Below are 11420 nucleotides of genomic sequence, written 5' to 3'. Positions count from 1 at the left end.
ATGTACGCGAGGTGCCGGGAATTGACCACTGAGGCGGATTCCGAGGGTTCAGGCAGCGGCGACAATGAACCGGTGATGACCGTGCGTACGACGCTCGAGCGGCTGGGGGTGGTGGCCCGCGAGGCGGTCCGCGACGGCAGAGCCCCGACCGGTCCGCCGCTGCGACTCAGCCGTCGCGCCTGGCAGTTCGACGTTCTGCTGGCGCTGACGCTCGGCATCACCACGGTCTACTACGGCATCGACAACACGAACAACGTCGTGGTGCGGGAGATCGCACCCGGGGTGGAGTACTCCGTGCCACGCCCGTCCGGCCCCGGAGGCATGGCTTTCATGGTGACCCTCGCGGTCATCGCCTCAGGTGCCCTGGCGCTGCGCCGCCGCTACCCGCTCACCGTGCTGTTCGTCGTCACGGCCGCGACGCTGGCGACACCGCAGAGCGTCCTGCGGCTGACCTTCTACGCGTTCGTCATCGCCGTGTACAGCGCCGCCGTGTACAGCCCGCGCCGAGTGGCGGCCCTGGCGGCGCTGCCGGTGTCGGTCGTCCTGGTCGGCACCTCGGGGAACTCGGTGACACCGGTCATCCCCAACGAATACGTCGTCTTGCTGATCCTGGTCCCGATGGCCGTGGCCGCTCTCGGGTTGCGCACCTGGAAACTGCGGACCGACGAAGGCCGGATCCGGCTCTCCGCCCTGGAACGTGAACAGGCCGAGGCGCTCCGCCTGGCGGTCGAGCACGAGCGCGCGAGAATCGCTCGCGAACTGCACGACGTCGTCACGCACAACGTCAGCGTGATGGTCATTCAGGCGGGCGCGGCCCGCAAGATCATGAAGTCCGCCCCCGAACAGGCCGACGAGGCCCTGCTCGCCGTCGAGGCGGGCGGGCGGGCAGCCATGACCGAACTGCGGCACGTCATGGGCCTGCTCACCATGGCCGACGAGGACGAGCGGACGGGCGGGGGCGGGGAACTGGGCGATGCAGGCGCGGAGTTGGCACCGCAGCCCGGTCTGGACCAGCTGGACACGCTCGTCGGACGAGTACGGGACGCGGGACTGCCGGTCGACCTGACCGTGACCGGCCGGCCCGGCGAGATCCCGTCCGGCATCGAGCTCGCCGTCTACCGCGTGGTCCAGGAAGCACTGACCAACACCGTGAAGCACGCGTCCGGCGCCTCCGCCTCCGTGACGGTCGAGTACGGACCGGAGCGGCTTCGGGTGGAAGTCACCGACACGGGTGGACGCCCGGGCACGGGCGCGGCAACCGGAAACGGACGGGGCCTGATCGGCCTGCGTGAGCGCCTCGCCGTCTACGACGGATCCCTGAGCAGCGGCCGGCGCCTGACCGGCGGCTACCGTGTCGAAGCCCTGATCCCCCTGGAGGCACCGTGACCGAGCAGCCGCTGCGTGTGCTCCTGGCCGACGACCAGACCCTGGTCCGTACCGGCTTCCGGATGATCCTCGGCGCCGACGGCATCGACACTGTCGCCGAGGCGACCAACGGGGCCGAAGCGGTCGAAGCGGTCCGCCGCACACGTCCCGACGTGGTTCTGATGGACATCCGGATGCCGGAGATGGACGGCCTGGAGGCCACCCGCCGCATCCTCACCGGTGCCCCCGGCGAACCCCGTGTCATCATCCTGACCACCTTCGACCTCGATCGGTACGTCTACGCGGCCCTGTCCGCCGGGGCCAGCGGCTTCCTCCTCAAGGACGTCACCCCCGAGCACCTGGCCTCGGCCGTCCGCACGGTCCGTACCGGTGACGCTCTCCTCGCGCCGGCCATCACCCGCCGCCTCGTGCGTCGGTTCGCCCAGCACGGCAGCGACACCGCCGCTCTCCATCGCGACCTCGCCTCGCTCACCCCGCGCGAACTGGAGGTCTTCGGCCTGCTGGCCCGAGGACTGAGCAACGCCGAACTCGCCACCCGCCTCCACCTGGCCGAGGCGACCGTCAAAACCCACGTCACCCGCATCCTCGCCAAACTCGGACTCCGTGATCGCGTCCAGGCGGTCATCGTCGCCTACGAGACGGGACTGGTCAGCGCAGGCGAACACGAGCCCGCCCAGGGGCCTTCGAAGACGGTGCCGTAGGGACGGGAAGGCGATCGGCATCAGCCTCGGCGGCGCGACCACTCCGACGCCGCCCAGGCCTGCCTCAGCCAGGAGACGGAGCCCAGCGAACCCGGCGTCACCGCCGCCCGCCGGGTTCCCAGGCATGCACCTCGATGTCCGCGTACCGGCCCTCCGTCAGCACCCCACGCGCCGCCTCCACACCCGGCGCCCGCACCAGCGCCGCCGTGCCCAGCCAGGCCTTGCCGTCGTCGGACAGGAGCGGACCGTACGCGATCAGCTCGTCCCGCTCAGCGGGAACTTGAAGATCCGCCTCCGGGTCCGGGCCAAGGCCGATCACGAGGTAGCGGTTGCCGGTGACCAGGCCGCCGGGAAACTCCCACATGGTCCGCCCCAGCAGATTGCGCCACCGCCGCAGCAGCACGTCCCGATACACCCCGGCCTGGTAGTTGGGCTCGTCGAAGGCGAACGCGCGGGCGGCGGCGGAGTCCGGCAGATCGACGATGTGCACACTGCCGGTGGGCGTCTCCCCGTCATCGGCGAACGTCGGCCCACGGGCGATCAGCTCCGCCTCGTACTGGTCCATATAGGCCCAGTGGGCTTCCCCCAACTCCTCACGCAAGGGCAGCGATCCGACCCGGTCACGGTGATAGCAGAAGAACTCCATGACCCAAGACCCTGCCATCCCCACGGCTGACTACCCTCATCTCCCGACCAACTCGCGACCGCAGGAGATACAGACAGTGCGCAGCGCCGCCGTAACGCCCGAGGGCGACCGAATCCGCTGGGTCGAACTGCCGGGGCAGGAGCCGCCGCGTGTCTACGTGCACGGGCTGGGCGCCACATCACCGGCCTACTTCACGGAAGTCGCGGTCGATCCTCGCCTGGCCGGCCGCCGCTCCCTGCTCCTGGACCTCATGGGCCACGGCCTCAGCGACCGCCCTACGCACTTCGACTACACGCTGGAATCACACGCCGACGCGCTCGCCAACGCCCTGACGGCCGCGGGCGTCTCCGCCGCCGAAGTGATCGCCCACAGCATGGGCGGCTCGGTGGCCATCGTCATGGCGGCCCGCCACCCCCACCTGGTCTCCCGGCTGGTCCTGATCGACGCCAACCTCGACCCGATCCGGCGCGCACCCGGCTCATCGGGCAGCAGCGGCATCGCCTCCTACTCGGAGGAGGAGTTCCTGGTGGGCGGCTGGGCGGAGGTCCGCGACCGGGTAGGCCCCCACTGGTGGTCCACGATGCGCCTGACCGGCCGAGAGGCCCTGCACCGCAGCGCGCTCCACCTCACCCGCGGCACGACCCCCACGATGCGCGAGTTCCTCCTGAACCTGAAGATCCCCCGCACGTTCCTGCTCCCCGAGACGGACGCCCCTCTGCCGGGCACCGAGGCCCTCACGGAAGCCGGCGTATCCGTCGTCGCGATCCCCGACTGCGGCCACAACATCATGCTGGACAATCCGGAGGCGTTCGTGGCGGCCACGGCGAATGCCCTCACGTCCTGAGACGGGAACTGACCCCTCGAACGCCAGTCAACAACGGTTGACGCCCATACATGACACACCGTAGAAGCCCTGCCAAACATAGCGTGGCAGGGCCTCTACTCGCGGGCGAGACGTCAAGCCGACGAGATGCCGACCGACTGTTGCCTCTCCCAGATCTCAGGTGGAACCAACAATGGCCCCACTATGGATCGGGCACCGCTGAGGTAGCAGATCCATCTCAACTCGTCACACGCGAACACGGGCTCTCCGCGGGAATCCACCCAGACCTGGATCACATTCCCGCCAGCCTGGGTCGCATCCCACCATTCCCAACTTCTCTGCCTCGGGTCAAACGAGAAGAGGAGATCCTGCATGGTCCACTCCTCTGATCCGCGATGCAGTGCATATCGGAGCTCTGCGTAACGTCGCCGCTCCGAGGTACCTTCCTCGTTCACCCAAGAAGGGACATTGCTTTCTGGGAGCTCATCCGCATCGAAGTCACACCTCACTGAGACTTCAACCCCTGACCGGACGAGGCTTCTGACTCGTCGGGCGAACTCGCTCGTCTCATCCCATCGCTCCACCTCGACGTAGAAGGCTGCCAACGGACCTCGCGGCTCCCTCTCGGGACGCATGGTCGTCCGTGCAAGCTCACCTTCGGGAATCACAGCACCCTCCCCGAGCCGGGAACGATGGCCTTCAAGAGACCAGGGAACATCTCGGACGGGATTCCATACAGATCAGGGGCCCTTTCTTGGATAGGGCCGCCCCCCGCCAGTTCATAGAACTTATGCGCGTCCGTAACGGTCAGGTTGTGAACCGTCGCCCCCGCGGCAGTCCTACCCTCTATTTCCCTGACCTGCGTTCTGGGCCTGGCCCTTGGCGGCTTCCTTGGCCTCGCACCTCCCGCGCGACCTTCTTCACCGCCCGCTTCACCCGCGACGGCTTCGGACAAGCCATTGCCTGCTCGCCGACTGGGGCGGTCTCAGACGATTCCAAACTCACGATGCGCATCATCGGCCTGAGTACCCGTTCTGCTCAAGTGCCACGGACTGTCGCAGGGCCTGCAGGTACGTTTTGTTCCGTGTGGTGACAGCCAACTTCCGGTCGATCAGAACTCCGTTCGACGCATCGAAGCCATCGAACTTGACCTGCGAAAGGCTGCTGCGGCCTGGCATGTAGTACTGCAGCGCGGGCGCGAGTCCTGCCCTTGAACCTGCCGCTCCGTCATCGTAGGCGCGGGCTGCCGGGCTCATATGCGCATTTTCGTCTACCCAGTGAACAGTGCCATCGCAGTTGTGCGTGAGAAGGGGTTCTGCTCCCGCCAGCGCATAGAACGTATGCGCCTCCGTGACGGTCAGGTTGTGGACCGTGGCCTTGCCGGCAGTCCAAGCCTCCACCGCCCCGACCTGCACCCACGTCCCCGACGACGTCCGCAGCCACTGCCCCGGCTTCAGTTCGCCGGCGTCGATCCACTCGCGGAGGGAAGGGACCCAGAAGGGGTGGCCCGCAGTGGCTGTGATCGTGGTCGTGTTGGTGGTGGACTTCGATGAGCCGTCGTGGATCGACAGCGTCACCTTCACCAGCCGCTTGGTGCCCTTGCCGACAATCGTCGCCGCAGCCGTCTGGACCGACGTGCGGCCGGTCTTCGGGCCCGTGGCGACGACCTTGTCACCGACCTTGACCTTCTCGATCGGCTTGGTCGAACCGTCGGCCATCAGGACCCGGGTGCCGGGGCTCTATCACGGCCGCAGCACCGGGGACGCCGACGCGGACGGGATCCCGGACGGCGGCACCGACCCGGCCTCCCTGGGCACGGGCGCCAACCGCACGGCGTACGCCACCGGCTGGACTCCGGCCGCGCGCCCCCTGCTCACGGCGTCGGGCGACTCCGACGGTGACGGCGTCCCCGACCTGTGGACGACGACGTCGAACAGCGCGGCGGGCCTGGAGTTCGTGCCGGGCCGCAGGAGCGGGCCGACCGGCCCGACCGTCGTGGTCGGCGGGGGAGGATGGCAGGCGATCAAGACGATCTCCTGAAAGCGGCACCAGGGGCGGCCCACCGGGCCCGCGGTCACGCGAGGCCGGTGGGCCGCTCCGTTCACACCGTCAGGACTTCGCCGGGCACTCCTTCCACGCCAGGTGGTACACCGTGCTGATGTCCCCGTCCGTCGAGTCCATCGTCATGAAGCTGACCTTGTCGGCCGACTGGGTGCCGGCGTTGACCCGGATCTCGGTGTTGATGTTGAAGTTGCGCTGGACTCCGCAGGGTGCGTAGACCAGTTGGGCCCAGTCCGTCTCGTCGGTGGCCTGCCAGTTGTCGTTGAGGGGGCCGCTGAAGGGGTGGTTCTTGTACACCGTGCTGGGCGAGCCCTGGAAGTAGTACGAGGCCCTCTGGGACGCGCTCGCGCCGCGCTGCAGGGAGGCGAAGCCTCGGTAGTCCGCGCTCGCGATGGCGTAGGTGAAGCCGCCAGGGACGTGGACCTTCAGGTTGAGCTGGCAGTTCCTGCGGAACGCGGTCGGGTCGGAGTTCCCGCCGGCCTGGGCGAGGTAGTCGCTGTAGGTCACCGTGAAGGCGGTGTTGTCCTCGGAGACGGCGACCGCCGCCGTGCCCTGCGGACAGCCGGAGCCGTTCACCGTGGCGACCTGGATGATGATCTTGTCCGGGGGCGGGTCGTCGAACCCGGAGGACGGGGATGTCGCGGGGAGTGCGCTGGTGAGGAGCGCGGCTACCGCGCCGCTCAGGAGCAGGCCACCGGCCATGGTTCTCCCATCGGTTCGTGGGGGGTGGATCATGAAATGGGCATGCGCATGTCAAGATCACAACGGACGACCGCGCACGCACCCCCGGCCTGTGACCATTCCATGAAGGAGCTGTGAAGGCCGGGAGCGGTCGCATCGTACGCAGGGCGGGAGGGGTCGGCCAGGGCGCACTCCGGCCATTCACAGTGGCGGGATTTCGCACGGGGCACCGACGGGCGCATAGGGTGCCTTATCCAGCATCCAGTGCGTCAGCCCCAGGACTCCCCGAGGACGCGATGAGGATCATCCAGGGACTCCCCCACCGGACCACCCGCGGACGCGGCCCGTCAGGGGTTCTCCCAGGCCGCCGGTTCCGCCGCCAGCCGCTCCACCTGCTCGGGCAGCGCGCCGGCCGCGAGGTCCGCGACCGTCACGCCCTCCAGGATCCTGCGCACATTGGCCCGCAGGGCGATCCACAGCGGCAGCAGCGGCTCGGCGGTGCCGCTGTAGGCGAGGCCGGTCGGCCGCTCGCCGCGCACCGAGACGATCGGCCCGTCCACCGCCCGGATCACGTCCGCGACGGTGATCTCCGAGGCCTCCCGGGCCAGCCGGTAGCCGCCGCCCCCGCCCCGCCTGCTGTCGACGACACCCCCACGCCGCAGATCGCCGAGGATCCCCTCCAGGAACTTGTGGGGGATGTCCTGCGCGGTGGCGACGGCCTCCGCCTTGACCGGCCCTTCCTCCTGCCGGGCGGCCAGCTCCACGACCGCTCGTACCGCGTAGTCCGCACGTGCCGAGATCCTCATAGGACCATTGTCGCGGTCGGGCTGTGGACAATGACGCACAGGCACCGCCCAGGCACCACGTAAGCACCACGCACACGTAAGCACCACGCACGGCACGGCAGCACAACAGGAGGCGCTCCCTTGGAGCTCAGCAGGCGTACCTTCCACGCTCTCGCCGGCACGGCGGCGCTCGGCTTCGCGCTGACCGGCAGCGGGTCGCCGACCTCCGCCAACCCGGGACGGACCGCGCCCACGGGCCCGCCGCCGCCGGTGCCGAGCGCGGACGGCCAGCGGCACCGGATCGGCTTCGACCGGTACTCGCTGCTGGTCGACGGCCGCCGCCTGGTGCTCTGGTCGGGCGAGATGCACCCGTTCCGGCTGCCGAGCCCGTCCCTGTGGCGGGACGTGCTGCAGAAGATGCGTGCTCACGGCTACAACGCCGTCAGCGTGTACGTCGCCTGGAACTACCATTCCGCAGCGCCCGGCCGGTACGACTTCACCGGGGTGCGCGATCTGGACCTGTTCCTGCGCATGGCCGCCGAGACCGGGCTGTACGTGATCCTGCGGCCCGGCCCGTACATCAACGCCGAGGTCGACGCCGGCGGCTTCCCCGGCTGGCTGACCGCCACCGAGGGCACGGCCCGGACCTCCGACCCGACGTATCTGAAGTACGTCGACGAGTGGCTGACCGCCGTCAACGCCATCGTCGCGAAGCGGCTGTTCACGCGGGGCACGGGCACGGTCCTGCTGTACCAGATCGAGAACGAGTACGACGCGCACGTCGACGACCCGGCCGGGCGCGCCTACATGGCGTACCTGTACGAGAAGGTCCGCGCCGACGGCATCGACGTACCGCTGTTCCACAACGACAAGGGCCGCAACGGCCACTGGGCGCCCGGGTCGTTCGGCACCGGCGGTGAGAAGGGCCGCTGGCTCTACGGGTTTGACGGGTATCCGGAGCCGGACGAAGTGCCGCCCGACTGGGGGCACTTCGGTTCCGGCGGGGCGAAGGGAGGGACCACGGCCAGTCCGCGCACGCCCGGGTTCGTGCCCGAGTTCGGCGGGGGCTGGTTCGACCCGTGGGGCGGGTCCTGGTTCGACGGGAAGGGCTACGCCGAGGCGCGGCGGACCCGGGACGCGGCGTACGAGCGGCGCTTCTACCTGACCAACCTCGCCAACGGCATCACGCTGCACAACGTCTACATGACGTTCGGCGGCACCTCCTGGGGCTGGCTGCCCGCGCCGGCCGTCTACACGTCGTACGACTACGGCGCGGCCATCGACGAGGCACGCAACGCCACCCCCAAGCTCGCCCCGATGCACCAGATCGGGCAGTCGGTGCGCCACCTGCCCGACCTCGCCAAGCTGGACCGGGCGAAGGCCGTGCGCGCCACCGACAAGCGGATCAAGGTCTACCACCTGACCAACCCGGACACCGGCGCCCACTTCTACGTCCTGCGCAACGACTCCGCCGAGGCGGTCTCGGTGACGCTGCCGGACGCCGGGATCGATGTGCCGGTCATGGTCCCGGCGCGGGACGCCAAGCTGATCGCCGCCGATCTGAGGCTCGGGAAGCGGACGCTGGTGCACGCCACCGTGCAGCCGATGCTGAGCCTGACCGCCGGGCGGCAGGACATCGCCGTGTTCACGGGCCGGCGCGGCGATCTCGCGCAGGTCGTACTGGACTGCGTCGACGAGCCGACACCCATGCGGCTTGACGCCGAGCCCGCATGGTCCTGGAACCTCAACAAGCTGAACATCACCGCTCCGCTCGGCGCCGGCGGGCTGAGCCGGGTGCGGGTCGAGGGCGACGGCGTGGACACGCCGATGCTGGTGCTGTTCGCCGACGACGCGACCGCCCTGCGGCTGTGGCCGTACGAGACACCCTCCGGCGCGCTCCTCGTCTACGGTCCCGCCCTGCTGCGGTCGGCGACCCTGCGCGGCTCCACGGTCCATCTCACCGGCGACACCACCGGCGCGACCGGCCTTGAGGTGTGGGGGCCGCGCGGGATCACCCATGTCACCTGGAACGGGCGCCCGGTGCCCGTCCGGATCAGCGCCTCCGGCAGCCTGCTGGCACTGCGGCCGCTCCCCGGCGTGACCCGGCCGGTCCTGCCCGCGCTCGACGGCTGGCGGCGGCGGACCGAGAACCCGGAGGCCGAGCCCGGTTTCGACGACTCGGACTGGACGGTGGCCGACAAGACGACGTCCTTCAGCACGACGCCCGTCCCCGACGGGCAGCCCGTCCTCTTCGCCGACGACTACGGCTTCCACTACGGCGACGTCTGGTACCGGGGCGAGTGGAGCGACGAGAACGGCCTGGAGTCCGTCTCCCTCGCCTACAGCACGGGCGCGCAGGGCCTGCTCATGGCCTGGCTGGACGGCGAGCCGCTGGGCACGCACCGGATGCCCGTACCGGACAAGAGCCGGGCGCGGCAGGGGACGTGGACCGCGAAGGCCACCTTCGCCCTGCCGGAGGAACTGCGGGAGAGGTTCCGTGAGGCGCGGGACGGAAAGCGCGACCGGCATGTGTTGTCCGTGCTCGTCCGGCCCATGCCACACGACATGGACGGCAAGGCGCTCGACACGCACAAGGCGGCGCGCGGACTGACCGCCGTCACCTTCGAGGGCGCCTCCCCCGACGTGAAGTGGCGTATCCAGGGCGCGTCCACGCCCGATCACGTGCGCGGGCCGATGAACAACGGCGGGCTGTACGGGGAGCGCGAGGGCTGGCATCTGCCCGAGCACGACGACGGGGACTGGAAGGACGCCGAGCTGCCCCGGGCCGACCGACGGCAGGGCGTCACCTGGTACCGGACGGACTTCCGGCTGGACGTCGCCCCGGACGTCGACGCCTCGATCGGGCTCGTCCTCGACGACGACCCGGGTCGCGCCTACCGCGTTCAGATCTTCCTCAACGGCTGGAACATGGGCCAGTACATCAACGACGTAGGGCCGCAGCACACCTTCGTGCTGCCGAACGGGATCCTCCGCACACGGGGGTCCAACACACTGACGCTGGCGGTGCTGTCGGACGGCACCACACCTGCCGGGCCGAAGGACGTACGGCTGACCCTGCTGGGCGCGGCGGCGGGAGGGGTACCGGTCAAGCCCGTGTGACCGGAGCGGCCGGCGTGACCGGATCGAGCCGTCCTCGTGCATTGCCTTCTGCGGCACGCTGGTTCACCGTGTTGGCCTTTCAAGGGCTTTTGACCGGGAGGGGAACTCGTGCGAAGACGGCGTTTCATCAGCGGGTTAGGTGCGGTGGTCGGGGCCGGGCTCGTTCCGGCGAGCGGGGGGACGGCCTGGGCGGCGGCTGAGGGTCCCCTCGGTGAGGCGCGCGAGTGGCAGGCCGTCACCGCCCCGGGGGCCACCGGCGCCGCGCAGTTGATCGACGTGGCGGCCGCGGGGCCGTCCCTCGCCTGGGCCGTGGGTGAGGAAGGCCGCAGCGGCAGCGTCCGGGGGACGGCACTGGCCCTGGCGTGGGACGGCACGGCCTGGCGGCGCACCGGCCCCGGCTTCGGCGGTCACCTCAACTCCGTCGCCGCCGCACCCGACGGCTCCGCCTGGACGGTCGGCACCGACAGCTCCGGCACCGCCCGGCTCCTCGCCTGGGACGGCACGGCCTGGAAGGAGGCCGAGTTCCCGGGGCGCGGGGCGGCCGGGACCTCCCTCACCGGAGTCACGACCGGGCCCACCGGCCACGTCTGGATCTCCGGCCGGAACAGCGACGGCCAAGTGCTGCTGCACGGCCACAACGGCAGCTGGACCTGGCTGGCGGCACCCCCGGTCACGACCACCGTCGCCCCTTCGGGCGTCCACCGCTCGCCGTGCGGCGACATCTACGTCTACGGCAGTGAGCTCGTCGCCCGCTGGGACGGTGCCGCCTGGGCCGTGCTGCCGGCGCCCGGCGGCATCCGTGCCTCCTTCACCGGGCTGCTCCCGGTCACCCCCGACGACATCTGGCTGACGGGCTACGACTACGGCGTCGGCGGCCCGCCCGGCAAGCCGCCGGGTGTCCGCCTGCTGCATGGGGACGGCAGCGCCTGGGAGAGCGTCACGGCACCGTTCGGCGTCGGCATGCTGACCGGCATCGTGGGCGACGCACGGGGCCGCCCCGACCGCATCGCGGGCTGGGACTTCTGGGACCAGACCCGGGCCCACTACCTGCGCTGGGACGGCACGGCCTGGGTGAGCGAGCGGGGGCCGGTGGCCACGACCCCCGTCGTGATGAACTCGCTGGTGTCCGTGCCGGGTTCGGGCGGCTACTGGGCGGTCGGCACGACCTCCACCTCACCGTCCTCGTCCGCCCTGCCCCGCATCGAACGCTGACCCGC

Annotated in this window: 10 protein-coding genes and 1 pseudogene; 6 read left to right on the top strand and 5 right to left on the bottom strand. The window is 70.2% G+C overall.

The genetic code is table 11. The annotated features are described in order from the left end of the window. The first annotated feature begins 75 nt into the window (after nt 1-75). Nucleotides 76-1386 (top strand): histidine kinase, encoded by a 1311-nt coding sequence (locus tag ACZ58V_RS16260; protein ID WP_471290489.1) that lies wholly within the window; start codon nt 76-78, stop codon nt 1384-1386. Next, complete coding sequence (locus tag ACZ58V_RS16255) at nt 1383-2087, top strand: response regulator (RefSeq protein WP_471290487.1); 705 nt, start codon at nt 1383-1385, stop codon at nt 2085-2087. The genes ACZ58V_RS16260 and ACZ58V_RS16255 overlap by 4 nt, the downstream gene beginning before the upstream one ends. 97 nt (nt 2088-2184) lie before the next feature. Here ACZ58V_RS16255 and ACZ58V_RS16250 read toward each other — a convergent pair whose 3' ends face one another. Beyond that, a complete protein-coding gene (locus ACZ58V_RS16250; protein WP_471290696.1) occupies nt 2185-2733 on the bottom strand; it encodes a YciI family protein in 549 nt (182 codons plus the stop codon). Nucleotides 2734-2809: 76 nt separating this feature from the next. On the opposite strand from ACZ58V_RS16250, the gene ACZ58V_RS16245 reads away from it, so the two are divergent. Further along, entirely contained in the window at nt 2810-3577 is a 768-nt protein-coding gene (locus ACZ58V_RS16245; protein WP_471290485.1) for an alpha/beta fold hydrolase, read from the top strand. A 113-nt stretch (nt 3578-3690) separates the two neighbouring features. Here ACZ58V_RS16245 and ACZ58V_RS16240 read toward each other — a convergent pair whose 3' ends face one another. Next, the gene (locus ACZ58V_RS16240) at nt 3691-4161 is read right to left on the bottom strand and encodes a hypothetical protein (RefSeq protein WP_468191282.1); all 471 of its coding nucleotides are present in this window, start codon (nt 4159-4161) and stop codon (nt 3691-3693) included. Nucleotides 4162-4844: 683 nt separating this feature from the next. After that, nucleotides 4845-5292: pseudogene (locus tag ACZ58V_RS16235) on the bottom strand (polymorphic toxin-type HINT domain-containing protein); the annotation flags it as partial. Between ACZ58V_RS16235 and ACZ58V_RS16230 the strand changes: the two are divergent. Beyond that, nucleotides 5285-5596 (top strand): hypothetical protein, encoded by a 312-nt coding sequence (locus tag ACZ58V_RS16230; protein WP_471290483.1) that lies wholly within the window; start codon nt 5285-5287, stop codon nt 5594-5596. The pseudogene ACZ58V_RS16235 and the gene ACZ58V_RS16230 sit on opposite strands and share 8 nt — an antisense overlap. 69 nt (nt 5597-5665) lie before the next feature. Here ACZ58V_RS16230 and ACZ58V_RS16225 read toward each other — a convergent pair whose 3' ends face one another. Together ACZ58V_RS16225 and ACZ58V_RS16220 are read right to left on the bottom strand one after the other, a co-directional pair. Then, nucleotides 5666-6319 carry a DUF4360 domain-containing protein gene (locus ACZ58V_RS16225; RefSeq protein ID WP_468191290.1) on the bottom strand — a complete coding sequence of 218 codons (654 nt, stop codon included), beginning with the start codon at nt 6317-6319 and terminating at the stop codon, nt 5666-5668. Between the two features lie 326 nt (nt 6320-6645). Then, the gene (locus ACZ58V_RS16220) at nt 6646-7104 is read right to left on the bottom strand and encodes an RrF2 family transcriptional regulator (RefSeq protein ID WP_184592257.1); all 459 of its coding nucleotides are present in this window, start codon (nt 7102-7104) and stop codon (nt 6646-6648) included. 120 nt (nt 7105-7224) lie between these two features. Between ACZ58V_RS16220 and ACZ58V_RS16215 the strand changes: the two genes are divergently transcribed. Both ACZ58V_RS16215 and ACZ58V_RS16210 read left to right on the top strand, forming a co-directional pair. Continuing rightward, nucleotides 7225-10203, top strand: a complete 2979-nt coding sequence (locus tag ACZ58V_RS16215; RefSeq protein WP_471290481.1) for a glycoside hydrolase family 35 protein — start codon at nt 7225-7227, stop codon at nt 10201-10203. Between the two features lie 108 nt (nt 10204-10311). Then, nucleotides 10312-11415, top strand: a complete 1104-nt coding sequence (locus tag ACZ58V_RS16210; RefSeq protein ID WP_471290479.1) for an NHL repeat-containing protein — start codon at nt 10312-10314, stop codon at nt 11413-11415. Nucleotides 11416-11420 lie beyond the last annotated feature (5 nt).

The sequence above is a fragment of the Streptomyces sp. NPDC040589 genome, from assembly GCF_055594445.1.
This window is presented reverse-complemented; position numbering and strand designations above follow the sequence as displayed.